Raw genomic sequence first — 21840 nt, forward strand, 5'->3', positions numbered from 1 at the left:
TAAAAAAATAGAAAGTTTTGCAAAAAATTAAATAAATTTAACCGCTTGTAAACAGCTTAAGCATTACGCTGTTCAAACGCTTTCATAAATTCAATCAATGCTTTAACGCCTTCAATTGGCATTGCGTTATAAATTGAGGCTCTCATTCCCCCTAGCACTTTATGCCCTTTCAACGCTTGTAAGCCACAAGCGGTTGCTTCACTCACAAATTTTGCATTTAGCTCATCGTTGCCTGTAGTGAAAGTCACATTCATCCAAGAACGGTTTTCTTTCGCTACCGTGTTGTAATAGAATGTTGAGCTATCCAAATAATCATACAATAGCGATGCTTTAGCTAAATTACGCTCTTCAGTTGCTTCTAATCCACCCTCTGCCAATAAGTGTTTAAATACCAATGAACATAAATACCACGCAAATGTTGGTGGCGTATTAATCATCGAATCAGCGTCACGCTGTATTGCATAATTCCAAATAGATGGGGTGTCTTTACGTGCCTTACCTATTAAATCATCACGGATAATAACAATCGTAATCCCTGCTGGCCCTAGGTTTTTCTGCGCACCTGCATAGATTATGCCAAACTTACTAATATCAATGCCACGGGCTAGAATATTTGATGACATATCCGCCACTAGTGGCGTGTTACCCACATTGGGAATATCAAAAATTTCCACACCACTAATGGTTTCGTTTGTGCAGTAATGCACATAGTCGTATTGTTCGCTAATATCGCTAAAATCTAAACGATTTACTTTTAATTGTGGTTCAGTCTCTAAAATATTAATTTCATCAATTTCAGCAAAATGACGAGCTTCTTTCGCAGCAGTTGCCGACCAATGCCCTGAGTTTAAATAAAGTGCTTTACCTTTTTGTCCAATAAGATTCATTGGAATAGCGGCAAATTGCCCTCTTGCTCCGCCCTGTAAAAATAGAATACGGTAATTTTCGGGCACATTATAAAGTTTACGTAAATCAGCTTCAGACTGGGCAGCCAATTCCACAAATAATTTACCACGATGGCTCACTTCCATTACCGATGTGCCTTGCTCCAGCCAATTTAATAATTCTTCTTGTGCTTTTTCTAACACTTTTTTCGGCATCATTGCCGGCCCTGCACTGAAGTTATACACCTTTGTCATTTTTCACCTCTTATATTAAAAATAATGGTTATATTCTATCCTAAAAATAATGAAATACTAGAACGATTAAGAAATTCTTTTTCTTACAAGCGGTCATTTTTTCTTAAATATTGGCAAAATAAAACCCCTAACAATTTTAGTTGTTAGGGGTTCAATATTACAATCAGCGATTACCAGTTTACACGTAAACCTACACCAATCGCTTTCTCTGTTGTTTTACCTGAACGAGTACCATCTACATTGTGGTCTCTTGTAGTCACATATTTACCTTCAACGAAAGCTACTACGTTTTTGTGGAATTTGTAATCAGTCCCTGCTAAGAAACCGTGAGATTTGGTTTTCTTGTTACTGTTATCTTTAGCACTACCATATCTATAGTTAGCGTAAACAGATGATTTATCTGTTAAGTCAACTTTAACCATTGGGCCAACGTAGTATTGTCTATCTTTAACTAAGCCCGTTTTCTTCACTTCGTAACCGCCATCAACACCTACTAATGCAACATCACTTAGATTGTAGCCGATTGCCGCATCAAAAGCGTTTGCACGAATTTTATCCGCTGAGTTTGATTTGAAATGTGTGCGACCGAAAGCACCTTGGAAAATCCAGTTATTTACTTCGTAAACTGCACCAAAACCGTAGCCGTTTTTAATTTTTTCATCTAATGCTTTACCGTCATTTTCTTCGCTTTGAGCAAAGTTGTAGTTAGCACTTAATGTTAAACCTTCAATGCCTTGATAGTCATAACGAATTGCACTGGTGCTAGAAGTTGGTACATAGTCACGTAATAAACCATATTCGTAGTCATTTGCTAAACCTACGTCATCAGCAATCACAGATTGTTTACCGAAAGTAACTTGACCAAACTCTTTTTGACCTAAACCTACATAGGCTTTATGTGCATAAGCATCACCGAAGCCAGAGTTTTGGTTGTTTTTGAAGCGAACTTGCACTTCACCTAATGCGTAAAAACCATCATCACTTAGTGCGTGCTTTACTTTTACACCAAAACGAGTGCCTTGATTGCGTAATTTCGTGTCGCCGTTATCTTCATCAGCTTTTTTTACGCCATTTTCTTTTGTTGTTTGGTTCTCTACAATCACACGAGCAGAACCATAGAAATCAATTTTTGAACCTTCTGCTTCATAAACTGTTACCGCAGATGCAGATGCTGCGAATGCAGTTACTGCTAATGCAACTAATGTTTTTTTCATAATTTTCACCTTAGATTTTTATATGTTGTATATACAAGCTATTACTCTCTTTAAGGTATAGAGCAACACCCTAAATCACAATGTATTCGCTATAATGGCTCATACTATTTGCGTGAGCATAATCTCAAAAACAAAAGTTGATGTCAATAGATTAGTTCCTTTTCCATACATAGAAATACCCTTTATAAATCAATAAGTTAAATGACTAATTTTTCATTTAGAGAATTTCTTCATTATCACTCCATATTTTAAAATTTCATAATTCATTGAAAAATAAGGCTTTTTTATAATTCTATTTTGTGCATTATAAAATGCATAAAAAGTTCATTCATTTTACAATTCTGATTGTATTTTAATCAAAAATAGAACCTTTCGCTTGTTTTTTGCTCAGCTTGCAAAAAATGAGAAAATTTCCACCGCTTGTAACCCAGCATTGCTTTTGTAGCAAGTTAATATAAAATGGCATAGCCTCTATTGATGATAAAGTTATAACTATGCAAAAACACCTTTTCCTTGCTCAAATAAAAAAAAATTTAGCTGTCTTGGCATCATTTTCTGAACAAAAAATTACCCTTAATTCTGCCTATTTCTCTAAACAATCAGGCTTAGTCAGCTTTTTTCTTACTGAAATTGAACAAACAGCCGAACTATTATTAGGTCAAAACGATATTTCATACAGTGAATTTTATGCTGATAAATTGATTAAGCAATTTGATACCCTAAATAATGCGATTGAAAAAATGCCAGAACAAAAAAAAGCTGCAAAATTCCGCCCTTCTTTTCAATTTTCGCCCAACATTCATCGTCTTTCACCACATAACCGCTTGAAGGAATATCGCAAAGCATTACGAGCATTGAATGAAAAAATGAGCTGGTTAGTGGAGAAAAATTATAATGAGGACAGTGAAATTTTGAGGCAGGCGTTGCAAAATCAAATTGTGGAAACAGAATATCGAAAAATGAAATGTATAAAAGCAATTGAAGATTTAGAGCAAGAATTATTATTCAAATAAAATAGACAGCACTATGCTGCCTATTATTCATAGTAATTTTTAGTTACAGTGATTTTGCTAAATCTTTAATAAAAGTTTTAAACGCTTTCCCGCACTTATCGTGGTTTAAACTGTACTCCACAAAGGCTTGCATATAACCTACTTTATCACCACAGTCAAAAGAACGACCTGTCATATTGAAAGCCTCCACCGTTTCTTGCTGAATAAGCATATCAATCGCATCGGTTAGCTGAATTTCATCACCAACGCCTACAGGTGTTCGCTCTAATAAATCCCAAATATTGGCTGAGAAAACATAACGTCCTACAACGGCTAAGTTAGACGGGGCTTCTTCCACATTCGGTTTTTCTACCATTTTCGCAATAGGTGCCGATCCGCCTAACGGGATATTGATTCCATTACAGTCCGCCACACCGTAACTGCTTACATTTTCAATTGGCACAGGTGCAACCATAATCTGACTATGGCCAGTTTCCTTGAAACGTTTAACCATAGCCGCTAAGTTTTCTGTTTTTTGGTTAGCTGTAAAATCACCTAATAAAACATCAGGCAAAACAACAGCAAAAGGCTCATTACCCACTACCGCTCGTCCACATAAAACAGCGTGACCTAACCCTTTAGCTTGACCTTGACGAACGTGAATTAATCGCACATCTTTTGGAATAATCGAACGAACTTCATCTAATAACTGGCGTTTAACACGCTTTTCAAGCATAGTTTCTAATTCAAAAGAAGTATCAAAGTGGTTTTCAATAGCGTTCTTAGAGGAATGCGTGACTAGAACAATTTCTTTAAAATCTGCTGCCACACATTCATTAATGATATATTGAATTAACGGCTTGTCGGCAAGGGTAAGCATTTCTTTGGGAATTGCTTTTGTTGCAGGTAACATACGAGTACCAAGACCTGCAACAGGAATTATCACTTTCATTTTAAATCCTTATAATTAATGAATTAAAATTTATCCTCTTTTGAGGCTTTAATCCTTTCATAAATTTCTTGGCGATGTACTGAAATCTCTTTCGGTGCATTCACACCCAGCTTCACTTGGTTTCCTCGTATGCTGAGTACCGTAATCTCAACATCATCCCCTACGAGCAAAACTTCCCCAATTTTACGAGTTAGAATAAGCATAATTGTCTCCTTACTAAGTTATCACTCCATTAGAGTAAAGTTTAAAGGCGAATTTATCTCGCCTTGTTATTATTTTTTTAAAGTTTTTGAGCAATCCACTCTTGGGCAACTTTTAGTGCTTGAGGAATATTTTGTGTTTCAGTGCCGCCTGCCATAGCCATATCTGCCCTGCCACCACCTTTTCCTCCAACTTCAACCGCCATTAAACCAACTAATTCTCCAGCATTCAGTTTAGCGGTTAAATCTTTAGTTACACCTACAATCAAATTTACTTTACCTTCTACCTCGGTTACAAAAGCAATAACGCCAGAACCAAGTTGATTTTTCAAGTCATCTACGATGATACGGAGTGCTTTGCTATCTACATTATTCAATTTTTCAACAATGACATTTACGCCATTGATCTGTTTTGCAGATTTTGCCAATTCTCCACCCGCTTGCGTTGCTTGCTTTTCTTTTAAGTTTTGTAGCTCTTTCTCCGCTTTTTTGACTTTATCTTGTAGTTGTTGAACTTTTTCAACAATAGAGGCTTGATCTGCTTTAAGAAGATCAGCAATTTGGTTTAATACTTGTTGCTGGCTGTGCAGTAACATAATTGCATTTTCCCCTGTTACGGCTTCTACACGACGAATACCTGCCGCAACAGCCCCTTCAGAGACAAATTTGAACAAGCCTATATCACCTGTTTGTCTTATATGTATGCCGCCACATAACTCAATTGAGAATGGTCCCATTTCGACTACACGCACTACATCGCCGTATTTTTCGCCAAATAATGCCATTGCCCCTTTTTCTTTCGCTTGTTCAATGCCCATTGTTTCAATTTGAACTTGAATATTTTCACGTATTTTCGCATTCACAATACGCTCTATTTCTTCTAAGTCCGCTTTAGTTATCGCCTCTGGCTGGGAGAAGTCAAAACGCAGGCTACTATCAGATACCAGCGATCCTTTTTGTGCTACGTGTTCCCCTAATACTTGGCGAAGTGCCGAATGAAGCAAGTGGGTAGCACTATGGTTTGAGCTAATAGCTTGACGGCGTTCAACATTTACTAAAGCAGAAACCACATCACCAATCGCTAAAACACCGCCATTAAGCTTCCCGATATGTCCCCAAACCTGTCCATATTTTTGAGTGTCATTCACTTGGAATAAACCGAGAGGTGAGCTAATCTCACCCGCATCGCCGATTTGACCGCCTGATTCTGCATAAAACGGCGTTTGGTCTAAAATCACCACCGCATCATCGCCTGATTCAATTTTTTCTACGGCAACTCCATTACAGAATAGCCCCACTACTTTTGCATTATGTGCTGTTTGTTCATAACCTAAGAACTTCGTTTGGCCATCTATTTTGATGACATTATTATAATCTACGCCAAAATTACTGTTAGCTTTTGCACGCTCACGCTGAGCGGTCATTTCCGCTTCAAAGCCTTTTTCATCAATAGTAATATTTCGCTCACGACAAACATCAGCCGTTAAATCTAGTGGAAATCCGTAAGTATCATAAAGTTTAAATGCAACATCACCAGAAAGTGTGTTATTTTCCACTTTTGCTAACGCCTCTTCTAACAGCGTTAAGCCACGCTCTAATGTACGTGCAAATTGTTCTTCTTCCGTTTTTAGGGCTTTTTGAACAAGGTCTAGTTTTTGTGCAACAACTTCACCAGCATCTCCCATCACTTTTGCTAAAATTGGTACTAATTGATAGAAGAATGCTGATTTAGCACCTAATAAATTACCATGGCGTACTGCTCTGCGAATAATACGGCGTAATACATAACCACGCCCTTCGTTAGATGGCAAAACGCCATCAGCAACTAAGTATGAACAAGCACGAATATGGTCGGCAATCACACGTAGTGATTTATTATCTAAATCTTGTACATTTAATAAATTTGCTGTTTCTTTAATCAGCGTTTGGAAAATATCGGTTTCATAGTTAGAGTTTACGTGTTGCATTACCGCCGTCATACGCTCTAAGCCCATACCTGTATCTACCGATGGCTTTGGTAATTTTTCCATTGTGCCATCTGCTAAACGGTTAAACTGCATAAATACGATATTCCAAACTTCAATATAGCGATCACCATCCTCTTCTGGCGTGCCTGGCAAACCACCCCAATGTTCTGGGCCGTGATCGTAGAAAATTTCGGTACAAGGTCCGCAAGGACCTGTATCACCCATTGCCCAGAAATTATCAGAAGCGTAAGGCGCTCCTTTATTGTCGCCAATACGAATAATATGATCTGTTGGAACACCAACTTCTTTGTGCCAAATATCGTATGCTTCGTCGTCAGTTTCATAAACCGTAACGTACAATTTTTCTTTCGGTAAGCCTAGCCATTGTGGCGACGTTAAATATTCCCAGCCAAATTTGATTGCATCTTGTTTGAAATAGTCACCAAAACTGAAATTTCCCATCATCTCAAAGAAAGTATGATGACGAGCGGTATAACCTACATTTTCTAAGTCATTATGTTTACCGCCAGCACGCACACAGCGTTGAGCTGTGGTTGCTCGGGTATAAGGACGTTTTTCTAAACCAAGAAAAACATCTTTGAATTGATTCATTCCTGCGTTGGTAAATAACAATGTTGGGTCATTTTCAGGCACAAGAGAGCTACTAGGTACAATGGTATGTCCTTTAGTTTCGAAAAACGCTAAAAAAGATTGTCTGATTTCTGAAGTTGTTTTCATTAAAATACTCTTTTTAAATAGAAGATAAACGTTGATTTATCTCTATTTTACACATTTTTTATATTATTTTGTTAGTTAAGTTCGGCTTATTTTTTGATAATTAAAGGATTTTTGCAAAATTTTGCTAAAAAATGACCGCTTGTAGAGAGGACAAACCTTCAAGCGGTTCATTTTATGCAAAAATTTACACTATTTATTCATCGGCTAATGGAACAACTAACATATCAACCGTAATATTATTCATTACTTGACGAGTTGAGGACATAAATTTGCTCCAAAAATCTTGATGGTGACCTGTGATCAATAAATCTACATTATGTTTTTCTACCGCTTCTTCCAGCACTTGGCTAAAATCGCCAGTGCCATTTAAACAATCTGATACAGGATAATCCACTTTAGTTGCTAACTCTGCCAATGCGGAATTCGTTTCTGCCATTGCACCATCTTGTACAGAAGACATATTAATATCAATCAACCCTGTATATAAGTCAGCAAAATTAACATCAACGTGAATAAGTGATAATTTAGCTCCGCATTTTTCGGCTAATCCTGCACCTTTTCGAACTAATACCAAACTTTCTTCTGAAAGATCAACGGCCACTAAAATATGTTTATACATAATCATCTCCTTTTAGACTTATCTTAATGGGGTTAAGTTATACTAACATACTGTTAAAAATAAAAATTTGAAGTAGATCGCAAAAATGAAAATGTACCAATATTTTCTTTTTACTGCGTTTCAAGTTGCTAAACTTTTCTTCTAATAAACTATAACTTTGCTTCATTCTAAATTTGATGATAGACTTTGCTCTAAATCAAATTTTAGAAAAATTTTTCTAATCTTCTAAGGTTGAATATATGAAAATTGTATCAGAATCGAAGATTAGCGGACGCCATACTTGCACAATTCATTGTCAGAATTGTAGCATCAGTCAGCTATGCTTACCTTTTACACTAAATGAAAGTGAGCTAACACAGCTTGATAATATTATTGAGCGTAAAAAACCAGTCCAAAAATCCCAAGTAATATTCAAATCTGGCGATGAACTTCGCTCTCTTTATGCAATTCGTTCTGGCACATTAAAAGCCTACACATTAAGTGAAAGTGGTGAGGAACAAATTACAGGCTTTCATCTGCCTGGAGACTTAATTGGTTTTGATGCCATTATCAATATGCAGCACGAAGGCTATGCTCAAGCCTTAGAAACTTCAATGATCTGCGAAATTCCGTTTGAAATTTTAGATGATCTCGCAGGCAAAATGCCCAAAATCCGTCACCAAATTATGCGTTTAATGAGTAATGAAATTAAAAGCGATCAAGAAATGATCTTGTTACTCTCTAAAATGAATGCGGAAGAAAAGCTGGCCGCTTTCCTATATAATCTTTCCCAACGTTATTCTGCTCGCGGATTTTCAGCCAAAGAATTTCGCTTAACTATGACTCGTGGCGATATTGGCAATTATTTAGGGCTTACTATTGAAACGATTAGCCGCTTACTTGGTCGCTTCCAAAAAAGTGGTATGATATCCGTACAGGGAAAATATATTCATATTAACTGTATGGAAGAATTGGCTAAATTAGCTGGTGCAATCAAACCCCAACAAAATATTATTACCCAAACAACAGCGTAACGTTTGAAAAATCCCTTCTTGATTTTTAAAGAAGGGATTTCTGATCCGATGAGCCATCAACTCCATTTGCCGATATTCACTATATCCGCTATAATCGACAAAATTTTGACCCCCAATTAATACAAATAGAGGAATTTTTATGGGTATCTTAACTGGCAAACGTATCTTAGTAACAGGTTTAGCAAGTAACCGTTCAATTGCTTACGGTATTGCAAATGTAATGAAACAACAAGGTGCAGAATTAGCTTTCACCTACTTAAATGATAAATTAAAACCTCGTGTTGAAGAGTTTGCTAAAGAATTTGGTTCAGACATTATTCTCCCATTAGATGTTTCAACAGATGAAAGCATTACAGAGTGCTTTCAGGCATTAAGCCAACATTGGGAAAAATTTGATGGTTTCGTTCACGCAATTGCATTTGCACCGGGTGATCAATTAGATGGCGATTATGTAAACGCAGCAACTCGTGAAGGATACCGTATTGCACACGATATCAGTGCTTATAGCTTTGTTGCAATGGCACAAGCCGCTCGCCCGTTCTTAAATGAAAATGCGTCACTTTTAACATTGAGCTATTTAGGTGCTGAACGTGCCATTCCTAACTACAATGTAATGTGTTTAGCAAAAGCATCGCTAGAAGCAGCCACTCGTGTAATGGCAGCCGATTTAGGTAAAGACGGCATTCGTGTCAATGCTATTTCAGCTGGTCCAATCCGTACATTAGCCGCCTCAGGCATCAAAAACTTCAAGAAAATGCTTTCAACATTTGAGAAAACTGCCGCACTACGCCGTACTGTTACTATTGACGATGTGGGTAATTCAGCTGCGTTCTTATGTTCAGACTTAGCTTCAGGTGTAACAGGCGAAGTATTACACGTTGATGCAGGCTTTAGCGTAATGGCAATGGGTGAATTAGGCGAAGAAGAGTAATTTCTCAAGTAATTGCAAAATTTTATGAAAATTTAACCGCTAGTCCCTCTTTCTGGCCAATCCGAAAGAGGGTTTATTTATTTTTAAAGATGTCATTATATGTTTCAAGATAACCCCCTTTTAGCTCAACTCAAACAACAAATTGAGGCAAGCAAAGAATATGTAGAAGGCTTTGTTAAAGCCTCAGAAAAAGCATTTGGTTTTTTAGAATGTGATAAGAAAAGCTATTTCATTCCACCAATGGAAATGAAAAAAGTAATGCACGGTGATTTAGTTAAAGCTGTGGTAAAACGTGATGGTGATAAAGAACAAGTAGAAATTGATACTCTACTTGAGCCAATGCTCGACAGATTTATTGCTCAGGTGCATTTAAATAAAGAAGGAAAATTGCAATTATCGGTCGATCATCCAAGCATTAAGCAACATATTCCTGCCAACACACACAAAAAAGTGACTGAAAAATTAGAAAACGGTGATTGGGTTGTTGCCCAACTAAAAACGCACCCCTTGCGTGATGATCGCTTTTTCTTTGCTCAAGTAACTCAATTTATTTGTAAAGAAAATGATAACTTTGCCCCGTGGTGGGTAACGCTTGCTCGCCACGAGCAGCCTTGTGAACCTGTTGCTAATGAAAAAAGTTATGAATTGCACGATGAATTAGAACGTGAAGATTTAACTCACCTTTATTTCACCACGATTGATAGCCCAAGCACACAAGATATGGACGATGCTTTATTCATCGAACCCATCAAAGAAAATAACGCACAAATTGGCTGGTGTTTAGCCGTGGCAATTGCCGATCCAACCGCTTATATTCCTGAAGATTCCGAGATTGAAAAAGCTGCTCGCCAACGTTGTTTTACTAACTATTTACCTGGTTTTAATATTCCAATGTTACCACGCGAGTTGTCTGATGATCTCTGCTCACTCGTACCGAATGAAAAACGACCTGCCTTAGTCGCTTTTATTGAGACCGATTTAGAAAGTAACTTAACTAAAGAAGCAAAATTCACTTTAGCTTGGGTAGAATCTAAAGAAAAGCTAGCTTATGATGATGTGTCTGATTACCTTGAAGGCTCCGTAAATGCGTGGCAGCCTACCTCAGAAAAAACGAAACAGCAAATTGATTGGTTACATCAATTTACCCAAGCTCGTATAAAATGGCGTGCAAACAATGCACTTTTATTTAAAGAGCAAGGGGATTACGCATTTGAATTAAATGAAGATGGTTCGGTGAAAGATATTCATATTGAATATCGCCGAATCTCAAATCAAATGATCGAAGAGTCAATGATTATTGCCAACATCAGCTGTGCTCAATTCTTAAGCAAATATGCAAAAACAGGCATATTCAACACACATTCAGGATTTGTTCCGAAAAACTACGAGTTGGTTAAATCATTCTTACTACAAACCTTAGCCACAGACGAAAACCGTAATGAACTGGAAGAACGCTATTCTGCTGAACGCTTAGCGACATTGGACGGCTATTGTCAAATGCAACGTGATATTCAAGATTTTCCAGAGAAGTTTTTAGAACTTCGGTTACGTCGCTATTTAAATTTTGCTGAATTTAAATCAGACGTTGCTCCCCATTTTGGTTTAGGTATCAGCCACTATGCAACCTGGACATCACCCATTCGTAAATATGGTGATATGGTAAATCATCGTTTAATCAAACAAGTCTTATTAAACCAAGAAATAACCGCAGTTGATGAATCTGTTTTAATTCGCCTACAAGAAGCCCGACGACAAAATCGATTAGTAGAACGCGATATTGCCGACTGGCTTTATGCACGTTATCTTTTCCCAATGGTCGCACAAGCGGTCGAATTTGAATGTGAAATTGCAGATGTCTCCCGAGGCGGTTTACGTGCAAAAATAATTCAAAATGGTGCACAAATTTTCGTCCCCTTTTCAACTTTACACAATAATAAAGATGAAATGGAATACCGCCAAGAAGAACTCGCCATTTACATTAAAGGTGAAAAAGCTTATCAAATAGGGCAATCCGTACGCGTAAAACTAACAGAAGTGCGGTTAGAAACGCGTTCAATTGTAGGGCAAATCATTTAATGGTAAGCGGTTATCTTTTGCAAATTTTTTTCAAAAAATAACCGCTTGCTTATTAAATTAAAAGGAGAAGAAATGGCAACCTATATTGTAGGCGACCTACACGGCTGCTTTGACGAATTTCAACTTTTATTAGAAAAAGGGAACTACGATCCTAAAAAAGATGAACTCTTTGTAACAGGCGATTTAGTCGCTCGTGGTAAAGATTCACTAGCCTGTCTTCGTTTTGTAAAAGACCCCGCAAATAATACTAAAATGGTTTTAGGCAACCACGATTTACATTTACTGTCCACCCTACTTGGCATAAAGCGAATTAAGCCGAATGATAAAGTTGAACCTATTTTTCAATCTGAAGATCGTCTTGAATTGCAAAATTGGCTAAGAAATCAACCGCTTGTCATACAACACCCAACCCATAAGTTTCTGCTGGTTCACGCAGGCATCAGCCCAGAATGGAGTTTATCTACAACATTACATTGTGCCAAAGAAGCCGAAGCGGTATTACAAAGTTCAGAATATGCTAATTATATCGCCCAAATGTATGAAAATAGCCCTCAACGCTGGTCTGACGATTTGCAAGGTATTGAGCGTTGGCGTTATATTATTAATGTATTTACACGAATGCGTTTTTGCTATATCGACAAGCGGTTAGATTTCGAGTGTAAATTACCGATTGAAGAAGCACCAAAAGAGCTGATTGCTTGGTTTGAATCAGATAATCCGTTATATAAAGAACAGAACATTATTTTCGGGCATTGGGCAAGCTTAATGGGTAAATGCACCATTCCTAATATTTATGCTTTGGACACAGGCTGTGCTTGGGGTAACGATTTAACAATGCTTCGCTGGGAAGATAAACAAATTTTCACGCAAAAGCGTTTAAAATAAAAGCATTCAAGAAAAAGTATATTGCATAGATGCGTTTTTTCCAATAGAATGCACCCCATTAACGCGACTATAGCTCAGTTGGTTAGAGCACCACCTTGACATGGTGGGGGTCACTGGTTCGAGTCCAGCTAGTCGCACCATTATCCCTATAGTAGCCTTTCGTAACTGCTCGCAAATCCCTTGTAAAGCCTAGTACGAAAGGCTTTTTTATTGCTTATTCTCAACATAACTCAACGCATTAAAACGCATTTAATCTCTTTTTTATGTAACCATCTTTGTAACCACTTATGATTGTAAGTTAATAACAGCGATAAGTCTCAAAACAAAAGCCTATCAAAAAGATTGATAGGCTTTGTGACTTCAGCATTATTATTGTATGTCTATTTAGCTTTTTTATTTCTATACCATTTCCAACCGAAAAATAAGATTACCGCACCTAAAATAGCAAAAATAATATGCTGACCGTTGGTCACTTGTTCTTTCAACCAATCTAGATTTGAAGCACCGTAATCCCCTAAATAAACCCAAATTGGTACAGAAATAATTGCAGCAAAAAAATCTACTAGTAAAAATGTGCCAAAGTTCACTTTTTGAGTAATACCTGAAACAAGGTAAATTACTGCTCGTAGTCCTGGTAGGAAACGTGCCATAAATAGTAATTTCCAACCTTGCTTTTCAAAACGTTCTTGCACCATTGCAAAGCGTTCAGGTGTGGCTATACGTTTTATGAGCGGAAATCTTAGAATTTTTTCGCCGTAAATTCTGCCTAACCAGTACATAGTACTATCGCCTATGAGTACACCTAGCATACTTATAACGAGCATCCAATGCACATTAGTATAACCTAGCCCTGAAATTACCCCACCTGAAACTAACGTTATATCTTCCGGAATAGGTAAACCAAATCCGCAAGCAAGTAATACAAAAAATACCGCCCAGTATCCATAGCTACTAAAAAATTCAATTAATGTTTCCATATTACTCCTTAATGGTTAAATTTCTAACCGATTTGCGTTTTACTAATTCAGGGAAAAATTCCAAAACTTTAGGCTCTTTCGCCTTTTCATTATTCTCAATTCGTTCTAGTAATAATTCTAAAGCGGCTGCTCCTAGGCGTGATTTTGATTGGTGTACTGTGGTAAGTGGCGGAGCATAAAAACGTGAGCTATGTACATTATCATACCCGATCACAGAAATATCTTGTGGCACATTTAAGCCCTTTTCAGTAATAGCTGAAATGGCACCTAATGCCATTACATCATTAAAACAAAATACGGCTGTTGGTAACTCTTTGTTTTTGAGTAAGTTATTCATACACTCATAACCGCCCTCTGGCTCGAAATCACCTTCTTGAACCCATCCATCTCTAAGTGATAAGCTAGCATCTGATAATGCTTTTTTAACGCCTTCAAAACGCGTGCGTGCAATCTCTTTATCTAGGTTGCCAGTAATAACTGCAATTTCTTTATGCCCATTTTCTATTAAATGTTGCGTAGCTAAATAACCGCCATCAAAACCGTGATCTAAAATCACATCAGCTCGCCCATCACTCATTCCCCAATCCATAATAACCATTGGAATATTGGTATTTTCAAAAATCTCGAATGAATTACCCGCATATTCAGAGCACATTACTAAAATACCATCAACTCGTTTTTTAATTAGCATATCTAAATGGTTTTCGATTTTTTCTAATTTATTTTGAGTATTACATAAAAATAGTGAATACCCCTTACTGTAGCAAAATTCCTCTACTGCTAATACAATTTCTGCAAAAAATGGAGATTCACTAGTTGTAATAATCATACCAATTGATTTAGTCGTATTCACTTTTAAGCTACGAGCAACCGCACTAGGAGAATAATTTAATGTTTTGATTGCATCCCAAACAGCTTTAGTTGTATCTTCTGCAACAAAACGGGTTTTATTAATTACGTGTGATACAGTCGTAGTTGAAACACCAGCCTGTTTAGCGACATCTTTTATTGTTGCCATACCATTTTCCTCAAAAATAAGTCACTGTGCATTATAACTGATTCTACCTAATTTTGGGTTATAAAGAATAAATGAAGTACAAGCGGTTGTTTTTGTTCAAAAATTTGCAAAAAATAACCGCTTGTTAAGATTTAATTGCAATCACGGAACCAAAATTAAAGCATTGAAACCAGAGTTCTATTTGCTTAAATCCCGCCTCTTTTAAACGCTTTTTATGGGTTTCAATATTATCTGTTCGCATTACATTTTCTAACGCATTGCGTTTTTGGCTTACTTCTAATTCGCTGTAGCCATTCGCTCGTTTAAAAGTATGGTGAAGATCGATTAACAATTCATTCATCATTTCACTTTCAAAGGTAAATTTTTCCGATAAGATTAAAATACCATTTAAATTTAATCCGTGATAAATTTTTTGTAGTAACGAAAGACGATCTTCTCTCGGTAAAAATTGTAGCGTGAAGTTTAACACCACCATTGAAGCATTCTTGATTTCAACTTGGCGAATATCATCTAATAAAATTTCAACGGGAATATCAGAGTGGTAAGCATTCAAATGTGTTTTGCAACGTTCAACCATTGGTTGAGAATTATCCACACCGATAATCTGTACATTTTGGGCTCTTACATTACGGCGGATAGATAAAATACCCGCCCCCCTTGAGCAGCCCAAATCATAAACATTTGAATTATCTGTGACAAACCGTTCCGCCAACATACCGATTGCCGTAATAATATTAGAATAGCCTGGCACAGATCGTTGGATCATATCTGGAAAGACTTCCGCTACCGATTCATCAAAAGTAAAATCGCCTAATTTTTCAATCGGGGCTGAAAATAGAGTATCTCTTTGCATTTTTTATTTCTCTAAAAATTTTTTAATTGCTCGTACAACTGTCTCTGGTTTTTCAGCGTGAACCCAGTGATCAGCATTTGCCACAATAAAAGATTTCACGTGTGGAAACTGTTTTAATATGGTTTCTGTATGTGCTGATTGAATATAATCGGATAATGCCCCTTTAATAAAAAGAGTGGGGACATTCACAAATACCTCATTCCAATCCATTAGATTTTGGTAATTTTGATGCAACGCTGTTAAATTAAATCGGAATAATTGTTCGCTTTGTGCATCAAAGGATTTCAACATAAATTGCTGAATACCTTGATCAGGAATATACTCTGCCATCACTGTTTTTGCGTGTTGGCGAGTCTCGGGCTTAGCCATTTTTACTGCAAATAGACCTTCAAAAATCTGTTTATGGCGATTTTGCGTATAGGTTACAGGAGCAATATCAATCACAATTAATTTATCCACCAATTCTGGGGCGAGGTTCGCTAATGCCATCGCACTCTTACCGCCCATTGAATGCCCCACCACAATAGCATTTTGAATATTTTGTTCAACGAATAACGCTTTTAAATCTTGAGCAATCAACGAATAATTCATTTCTACGGAATGAAAAGATCTTCCGTGATTTCTAAGATCCACTCTCAGCACGGAGTAATCTTCTTCAAACGATTTGGCAATAATACCTAAATTATTCATATCGCCAAATAACCCATGTAAAAACACCATTGTTTGGGCATTTGGATTATGTTTAGCTGGCTGATAAAGAAAATTTAAACCTAATTTTTTTGTCATATAAATGTCTTTTTTAGCATAAATTTTCAATCAAGATCCTCTATAAAAAAGCAAATAAATGCGTATAATAGCACCCTAACTAATGCTATTTTATGTTCAAAAAGAATGAGGATCCCGATGAAAAGAATCGAAATTGATGATGAATTATATCAATATATTGCCAGTCGTACACAATCTATTGGTGAAACGGCATCAGATATCTTACGTCGTTTACTAAGATTACCGCAATCGCCTCAACCTTTTGTATTAGTACAAGAGCATATGATCAATGAGCTCAAAGAGCTGGTTAAAACGCCATCGCGTGCTACCGCGAGAAAAGATGAATCCAAGACTGAAAAAACGGTAGCCAAATTGGAAGATATTTTAAACTCAGAACATTTTATGAATGAAAACAAAAATGTCGTGCGTTTTATTATGCTATTGGCAGCACTCTACCGTTCTAACCCTGACGCCTTTGCTAAAGCAACCGAAAATGTGCGTGGTAATGAGCGTATTTATTTCTCTCAAAGTGAAGAAGAAATTTTAGCTACAGGCAGCGGTGTGAAAGCAAAACAGATTCCTGATTCACCATTTTGGGTTATTACTAACAATAATACGGCTCGCAAAGGGCTTATTCTAAAAGGCGTAATGGAATCTATGCAAATACCATCTAAACTAGTTGAGCGAATTCAAGTCCTTTTTGTATAACACATCGTATGGTACTTCATTCTTCTCTATTTCCTACTCAATTTTGGGCGGAAAAGACAGAGCAAGATATTGCTATTGTCCGAGAAAAGGGAAAGGTTGATTATTTTCCAACTCTTCCTTCCCAACTTAATTGGCAGGAATTTCATCAACTTATTCAGCAAATTGGTGTGATTTTAAAAGCAAAGGGCATTCATTCTGAATGCTTAGTTGCTTATTGTGGCACTAACCGCTTTTGTGGATTGCTCGCCTACTGTGCCACACTCTGGCTTGGGGCAAAGATCTTAATGCTTAATCCAGCTTATAGCGAAGAACAACAAAAAATGATCTTAGAAGAAGTGGGAGCCGATGTTTTTATTAGCGATGATATATTTGCAAATTTTTCGGAAAAAATCACCGCTTGTTATCATTCAGCCAGCCTTGATATTGAAAGAGCTGCTACGCTGACATTAACATCAGGATCAACAGGTTCACCGAAAGCAGTTGTTCATTCTATTTCTGCTCATTTATACAGTGCCGAAGGTGTGTGTGAGTTGATGCAGTTTGAAAAATCACATTCGTGGTTACTTAGCCTGCCATTATTTCACGTTTCAGGGCAAGGCATTATTTGGCGTTGGCTACTTAAAGGGGCAACGCTTTATGTTAATGAAACTAAAGAGACTTTTTTTGTTTGGCTTAAACAAGTAAGCCACACATCATTAGTGCCAACCCAATTACAACGCTATTTAGACAAGTTAGACTGTTGTATGAATCAAAAATGTTTATTAGGCGGAACAACTATTCCATCAGAATTAGTCACTCAAGCACAACAACACGGCATTACGCCCTTTTCTAGTTATGGAATGACGGAAATGGCTTCGACTATTTGTGGCATAGAAAATGAATTAGATAATGTCGGTTATCCATTAAAACATCGAGAAGTCAAACTAGAAAATGGCGAGATTTGGGTAAAAGGTAAGCCTCTTGCTTTAGGCTTTTGGCAAAAAAATAAAGAAATTCGACCGCTTGTTAATCAACACGGTTGGCTTGCCACCAAAGATAGAGGCGAATGGAACAGCAAAAAACAACTTGTAATAAAAGGGCGATTAGATAATATGTTTATTTCAGGTGGAGAAAATATTCAACCTGAAGAAATTGAACAGATTATTTTTCACTCCAACCTAATAGAGCAGATCTTTATTCTACCAATAAATGATGCCGAGTTCGGACAACGCCCCATTGCCGCCATAAAATTCAAACAGCCTCATTTTGAACAAGAAATGCATAAATTAAAAATTTGGCTGTCTGATAAATTAGAAAAATTCAAGCATCCCGTTGCTTATTACTTGTTGGATATTGAAAAATATCAAATACAAGGTGCAATCAAAATTTCACGAAAACAATTACAACACGATATACAATATAAAATATTAGAGGAAATCCATGTTTAAACCAATGTTAAAAACCGCTTTTCTCAGTTTAGGGCTTCTATTTGTCACTAATAGCTATGCCTTATCTGAAATTCCGCTTCAACAATTGATTCGGAATCAATTAGAAAGTGCAAAAAAACTCGATCAAACGGATACAGATAATAAAGCCTTAGTCCAAACACTTGAAGACACCTTTTCCCTCTTAGCCCAAATTGAGAAGCAAAAGGCAGATAATCAAGCATTAAATCAATCCATTCAAGACTCCCAAAAAGCCTTGAAAGCTAGCCAACACAATATTGAAGAATTAAAAGCAACTATCGCACCAAGTCTTGAAGCTTTAATGCAAAAATCAACAACTGATTTGCAAAAAGAATTAACCGCAGCACAATCTAAACTTGAAACCGTACAACAAGATTTAAGTCTGATTAATAACAATTTAGTTGCTCAAAATACCGTGCCAGATAAAGCTCAGGCGACATTAACTGAAATGATTAAACGTAAGCAGGAAATTAATACTCAACTTTCATCTGCTAATAATATCAAAAACGAGCTACAAACCAAATTAGAAGTAGAACTTGAACTCATTGAACTAAAAAATACTTATAACCAAATTTTACTTAATGGTAGTGATAACTTATCTGCCCTTTATTCATCACAACTAGAGGAAAAAAGACAAGAACAGCAAAACCTACAAGCTAAAATTAGTCACTTACAAACCGCTATTAATAATCAGGTTGTAGAAGAATCCAAAAATAAGTTAAAGCAAGCACAAGCGGTTCAAAATCAGCAAAATAATGCAAGGACTAATCCTGCTATTTTGCGTGAGTTAGATCTAAACACCCAAATAACGCAAGAGTTACTTGAGCAAACCAAAGATATGACGCAGTTATCACAAGATAATTTGCGAATTAAAAACGTGCTTAATAATTTGCAACAAACGCAGCGTAATATTGAAGAACAAATTAGCTCATTACAAGGCACATTAGTGCTTTCTCGCATCATCAATAAACAAAAACAATCGTTACCACAAGATGAAATCATTTCAGGTATTTCTAAGCAAATTACCGAACTACGTGTACGTGTTTTTGATATGACTGAGTTTAAGGACTCTTTTTCTAATATAAATGCCTATATTAGCAAATTGGAGCAAGAGCAAAAAGAGAGCTTTACCGACAAGGAGAAACAACAATTAACCGATATTATTCAAAAGCGTTTAACCACTTTAACTGAAATGATTAAATCATTGAATAATCAGCTTAATTTATTAATTAATATTGAACTTAACCAACAACAGGTTCAAACAATCAGCGACTCGTTACAACAAAAACTGCAACAACAAAGTTTCTGGGTAAAAAGTAATAGTCCTATGGATTTAGAGTGGTTTAGCCGATTTTTTGATATAGCCCACTACCAAATTATTAATATCGGTGAAAAGCTCAATTTTTCAAACTGGCGTGATAATATCGTACCAACAACTGTCTTGGTTACACTTTTATTGCTAGTTGCAGCTTTTATTAATCGCCAAAAAAATAAGATTAAACAAAGACTAAACCAAATCAATAACCGGTTAAAAATTGTAGCCACAGATAGCCAATGGAATACCCCTCTTGCTATTTTTTGGACATTAGTCCTTTGTTTACCTAGAATGTTAATCTTCTTGGCTGGATTTATTGCCGTAACCTATATTTCATTTGAACATCCGCAACAAGTTTGGCCTTGGGGATTAAAAATAGCAATTTACTGGCTTTACTTTGCTTTTTTAGTGGCTATGCTACGTCCTCATGGCATTGGGCACGTTCATTTTAATATGCCACAAAAAAGTAATGAAATTTTCCGTAATATTTTAAAACGTTCAGTATTAATAATTACCTTGTTGCTTAGCACCTCTATTTTTACTAACGTAGAGACCGATGTTTCTTATGATGTGCTGGGTCAAACTATGGTAATCCTCATTCTTATTTTAATGATTTGGATGATCGTTCCTGCATTTAGACGAGCAATTTCCACTTATGAAAATGTTGCTTATGAAAAAAATAAAGAATCGAACAGTATTCTTCTCACTATCGTTAAATTAGTATTGCTGATTGCCCCTGTTACTTTGATTATTCTAATCGTATTGGGCTACTACTATACCGCTTTAGTCATTATCGAACATTTAATTGCCTCTTACTTTGCAATTATCACCTGGATTATTATACATAATGTTATTTATCGTGCATTCTCCATCTCTGCACGCCGTCTCGTTTATCGACGTTTACAAGAGAAAAGAGAAACTGCCGAAGCCAAGGCTAGAGCTAAAGCTGAACAGAGTAATGAAAATCAAGATGGTGTTGAAATTCCATTTGAATTAAAAGAAGACTCCATTGCTGTTAGCGAAGTCAAAAACCAAATGTTGAAATTAACCGATTTTGTTCTTTGGATTGGGTTATTTGTGTTGCTTTATTGGGTATGGTCAGATTTGATTACTGTGGCACTCTATCTAGATGGCGTAACATTATGGCAACAAAGTGCAACAACAGAAGCGGGTATTGTGATGGAGTCTATCACGCTTTTGAATTTACTCACCGCTATTTTGATCATTGTAGTCATGGTTATGTTAATTCGTAATTTAAGTGGTTTGCTTGAAACGCTTATCTTCTCACACATTAAATTATCACAAGGTACGCCATATACAATCACAACATTACTAACCTATATAATTATTGCGTTTGGATCAATATCAGCGTTCTCTATATTAGGCGTATCTTGGACAAAACTACAATGGTTATTAACCGCTTTATCGGTTGGCTTAGGATTTGGTATGCAAGAAATCTTTGCAAACTTTGTTTCAGGGATCATTATTCTATTCGAACGTCCTATACGTATTGGTGATACGATTACAATTGATATATTCAGTGGTACTGTATCTAAAATTCGTATTCGTGCAACCACCCTTGTTGACTTTGATGGAAAAGAAGTTATTGTACCAAACAAAGCATTCGTAACTGAGCGCTTAGTAAACTGGGCATTAAGTAGCACATCCACTCGAATCATCATAAAAGTAGGTGTTGCACACTGCTCTAATTTAGAGTTGGTGAAATCTCTATTATTACAATCTGCAGAAGAAAATCCTAAAGTATTAAAAACACCGAGCCCAATTGTATTTCTCTTGAATATAGGTACAAGTAGCCTTGAATATGAGTTACGTGTTTATGTAAATGATATTGCAGATAGAAACCCTGTAATAGATGAATTAAATAGCCGAGTTCACCAGCTATTTAAGGAACATAATGTGGAGATTGCATTTAACCAATTAGATGTATATCTTAGAAATAATGATACGCAAGATGAAGTCAAGGTAAGCTCAAAACGTTTTGATTTTGACCTCACACATAACACAAAATAAAT

18 protein-coding genes and 1 tRNA gene are annotated in these 21840 nt (G+C 36.5%); 9 read left to right on the forward strand and 10 right to left on the reverse strand.

Going from position 1 to position 21840, the window contains the following annotated elements; genetic code table 11:
- Nucleotides 1-56 precede the first annotated feature (56 nt).
- Both serC and HV560_RS07635 read right to left on the reverse strand, forming a co-directional pair.
- Nucleotides 57-1139, reverse strand: a complete 1083-nt coding sequence (serC, locus tag HV560_RS07630) for a 3-phosphoserine/phosphohydroxythreonine transaminase (RefSeq protein WP_176809982.1) — start codon at nucleotides 1137-1139, stop codon at nucleotides 57-59.
- 170 nt (nucleotides 1140-1309) lie between these two features.
- Entirely contained in the window at nucleotides 1310-2353 is a 1044-nt protein-coding gene (locus HV560_RS07635) for a porin (protein WP_176812570.1), read from the reverse strand.
- Between the two features lie 494 nt (nucleotides 2354-2847).
- Here HV560_RS07635 and priC point away from each other — a divergent pair, with 494 nt between their 5' ends.
- The gene (gene priC / locus HV560_RS07640; protein ID WP_176812571.1) at nucleotides 2848-3366 is read left to right on the forward strand and encodes a primosomal replication protein PriC; all 519 of its coding nucleotides are present in this window, start codon (nucleotides 2848-2850) and stop codon (nucleotides 3364-3366) included.
- 43 nt (nucleotides 3367-3409) lie between these two features.
- Here priC and galU read toward each other — a convergent pair whose 3' ends face one another.
- From galU to HV560_RS07660, 4 genes are all read right to left on the reverse strand, one after another.
- Entirely contained in the window at nucleotides 3410-4297 is an 888-nt protein-coding gene (gene galU, locus HV560_RS07645) for a UTP--glucose-1-phosphate uridylyltransferase GalU (protein ID WP_176812572.1), read from the reverse strand.
- 23 nt (nucleotides 4298-4320) lie between these two features.
- A complete protein-coding gene (gene csrA, locus HV560_RS07650) occupies nucleotides 4321-4500 on the reverse strand; it encodes a carbon storage regulator CsrA (protein WP_176808447.1) in 180 nt (59 codons plus the stop codon).
- A 77-nt stretch (nucleotides 4501-4577) separates the two neighbouring features.
- Nucleotides 4578-7202 (reverse strand): alanine--tRNA ligase, encoded by a 2625-nt coding sequence (gene alaS / locus HV560_RS07655; protein ID WP_176808448.1) that lies wholly within the window; start codon nucleotides 7200-7202, stop codon nucleotides 4578-4580.
- 193 nt (nucleotides 7203-7395) lie between these two features.
- On the reverse strand, nucleotides 7396-7821 hold the full coding sequence (locus tag HV560_RS07660) for a universal stress protein (protein ID WP_176812573.1): 426 nt from the start codon (nucleotides 7819-7821) through the stop codon (nucleotides 7396-7398).
- Between the two features lie 239 nt (nucleotides 7822-8060).
- On the opposite strand from HV560_RS07660, the gene HV560_RS07665 reads away from it, so the two are divergent.
- The 5 genes from HV560_RS07665 to HV560_RS07685 all read left to right on the forward strand — a co-directional run bounded on the left by HV560_RS07665 (nucleotide 8061) and on the right by HV560_RS07685 (nucleotide 12866).
- Nucleotides 8061-8834, forward strand: a complete 774-nt coding sequence (locus HV560_RS07665; RefSeq protein WP_159630157.1) for an FNR family transcription factor — start codon at nucleotides 8061-8063, stop codon at nucleotides 8832-8834.
- A gap of 139 nt (nucleotides 8835-8973) precedes the next feature.
- A complete protein-coding gene (locus tag HV560_RS07670) occupies nucleotides 8974-9765 on the forward strand; it encodes an enoyl-ACP reductase FabI (protein WP_176812574.1) in 792 nt (263 codons plus the stop codon).
- A gap of 99 nt (nucleotides 9766-9864) precedes the next feature.
- Complete coding sequence (locus HV560_RS07675) at nucleotides 9865-11841, forward strand: exoribonuclease II (protein WP_176812575.1); 1977 nt, start codon at nucleotides 9865-9867, stop codon at nucleotides 11839-11841.
- Between the two features lie 72 nt (nucleotides 11842-11913).
- Nucleotides 11914-12726, forward strand: coding sequence for a bis(5'-nucleosyl)-tetraphosphatase (symmetrical) ApaH (gene apaH / locus HV560_RS07680; protein WP_176812576.1), 813 nt, complete (start codon nucleotides 11914-11916; stop codon nucleotides 12724-12726).
- Between the two features lie 63 nt (nucleotides 12727-12789).
- Nucleotides 12790-12866 (forward strand) — tRNA-Val (locus tag HV560_RS07685).
- A gap of 240 nt (nucleotides 12867-13106) precedes the next feature.
- Here the strand turns inward: HV560_RS07685 and HV560_RS07690 are convergent.
- The 4 genes from HV560_RS07690 to HV560_RS07705 all read right to left on the reverse strand — a co-directional run bounded on the left by HV560_RS07690 (nucleotide 13107) and on the right by HV560_RS07705 (nucleotide 16360).
- On the reverse strand, nucleotides 13107-13703 hold the full coding sequence (locus HV560_RS07690; RefSeq protein ID WP_159630058.1) for a DedA family protein: 597 nt from the start codon (nucleotides 13701-13703) through the stop codon (nucleotides 13107-13109).
- Nucleotide 13704: 1 nt separating this feature from the next.
- Entirely contained in the window at nucleotides 13705-14721 is a 1017-nt protein-coding gene (purR, locus tag HV560_RS07695) for an HTH-type transcriptional repressor PurR (protein WP_176808502.1), read from the reverse strand.
- A gap of 124 nt (nucleotides 14722-14845) precedes the next feature.
- Nucleotides 14846-15574, reverse strand: coding sequence for a carboxy-S-adenosyl-L-methionine synthase CmoA (cmoA, locus tag HV560_RS07700; protein WP_176808503.1), 729 nt, complete (start codon nucleotides 15572-15574; stop codon nucleotides 14846-14848).
- Between the two features lie 3 nt (nucleotides 15575-15577).
- Nucleotides 15578-16360: an alpha/beta fold hydrolase gene (locus tag HV560_RS07705; protein WP_176812577.1), complete on the reverse strand. Its 783-nt coding sequence runs from the start codon at nucleotides 16358-16360 to the stop codon at nucleotides 15578-15580.
- A gap of 117 nt (nucleotides 16361-16477) precedes the next feature.
- Between HV560_RS07705 and seqA the strand changes: the two genes are divergently transcribed.
- Genes seqA through mscK form a run of 3 tightly spaced genes read left to right on the forward strand, consistent with a single transcriptional unit; the run spans nucleotide 16478 to nucleotide 21838 of the window.
- Complete coding sequence (gene seqA / locus HV560_RS07710) at nucleotides 16478-17047, forward strand: replication initiation negative regulator SeqA (RefSeq protein ID WP_176812578.1); 570 nt, start codon at nucleotides 16478-16480, stop codon at nucleotides 17045-17047.
- Nucleotides 17048-17055: 8 nt separating this feature from the next.
- Complete coding sequence (gene menE, locus HV560_RS07715) at nucleotides 17056-18474, forward strand: o-succinylbenzoate--CoA ligase (RefSeq protein WP_176812579.1); 1419 nt, start codon at nucleotides 17056-17058, stop codon at nucleotides 18472-18474.
- Nucleotides 18467-21838, forward strand: a complete 3372-nt coding sequence (gene mscK, locus HV560_RS07720) for a mechanosensitive channel MscK (protein ID WP_238348712.1) — start codon at nucleotides 18467-18469, stop codon at nucleotides 21836-21838. The genes menE and mscK overlap by 8 nt, the downstream gene beginning before the upstream one ends.
- Nucleotides 21839-21840 lie beyond the last annotated feature (2 nt).

The sequence above is a fragment of the Mannheimia pernigra genome (genome assembly GCF_013377995.1).
Lineage (GTDB): Bacteria > Pseudomonadota > Gammaproteobacteria > Enterobacterales > Pasteurellaceae > Mannheimia > Mannheimia pernigra.

What these genes read in the sequence shown, in the direction of transcription:
- serC (WP_176809982.1), bottom strand. Translation starts at nt 1,139, where the DNA reads ATGACAAAGGTGTATAACTTCAGTGCAGGGCCGGCAATGATGCCGAAA.
- HV560_RS07635 (WP_176812570.1), bottom strand. Translation starts at nt 2,353, where the DNA reads ATGAAAAAAACATTAGTTGCATTAGCAGTAACTGCATTCGCAGCATCT.
- priC (WP_176812571.1), top strand. Translation starts at nt 2,848, where the DNA reads ATGCAAAAACACCTTTTCCTTGCTCAAATAAAAAAAAATTTAGCTGTC.
- galU (WP_176812572.1), bottom strand. Translation starts at nt 4,297, where the DNA reads ATGAAAGTGATAATTCCTGTTGCAGGTCTTGGTACTCGTATGTTACCT.
- csrA (WP_176808447.1), bottom strand. Translation starts at nt 4,500, where the DNA reads ATGCTTATTCTAACTCGTAAAATTGGGGAAGTTTTGCTCGTAGGGGAT.
- alaS (WP_176808448.1), bottom strand. Translation starts at nt 7,202, where the DNA reads ATGAAAACAACTTCAGAAATCAGACAATCTTTTTTAGCGTTTTTCGAA.
- HV560_RS07660 (WP_176812573.1), bottom strand. Translation starts at nt 7,821, where the DNA reads ATGTATAAACATATTTTAGTGGCCGTTGATCTTTCAGAAGAAAGTTTG.
- HV560_RS07665 (WP_159630157.1), top strand. Translation starts at nt 8,061, where the DNA reads ATGAAAATTGTATCAGAATCGAAGATTAGCGGACGCCATACTTGCACA.
- HV560_RS07670 (WP_176812574.1), top strand. Translation starts at nt 8,974, where the DNA reads ATGGGTATCTTAACTGGCAAACGTATCTTAGTAACAGGTTTAGCAAGT.
- HV560_RS07675 (WP_176812575.1), top strand. Translation starts at nt 9,865, where the DNA reads ATGTTTCAAGATAACCCCCTTTTAGCTCAACTCAAACAACAAATTGAG.
- apaH (WP_176812576.1), top strand. Translation starts at nt 11,914, where the DNA reads ATGGCAACCTATATTGTAGGCGACCTACACGGCTGCTTTGACGAATTT.
- HV560_RS07690 (WP_159630058.1), bottom strand. Translation starts at nt 13,703, where the DNA reads ATGGAAACATTAATTGAATTTTTTAGTAGCTATGGATACTGGGCGGTA.
- purR (WP_176808502.1), bottom strand. Translation starts at nt 14,721, where the DNA reads ATGGCAACAATAAAAGATGTCGCTAAACAGGCTGGTGTTTCAACTACG.
- cmoA (WP_176808503.1), bottom strand. Translation starts at nt 15,574, where the DNA reads ATGCAAAGAGATACTCTATTTTCAGCCCCGATTGAAAAATTAGGCGAT.
- HV560_RS07705 (WP_176812577.1), bottom strand. Translation starts at nt 16,360, where the DNA reads ATGACAAAAAAATTAGGTTTAAATTTTCTTTATCAGCCAGCTAAACAT.
- seqA (WP_176812578.1), top strand. Translation starts at nt 16,478, where the DNA reads ATGAAAAGAATCGAAATTGATGATGAATTATATCAATATATTGCCAGT.
- menE (WP_176812579.1), top strand. Translation starts at nt 17,056, where the DNA reads ATGGTACTTCATTCTTCTCTATTTCCTACTCAATTTTGGGCGGAAAAG.
- mscK (WP_238348712.1), top strand. Translation starts at nt 18,467, where the DNA reads ATGTTTAAACCAATGTTAAAAACCGCTTTTCTCAGTTTAGGGCTTCTA.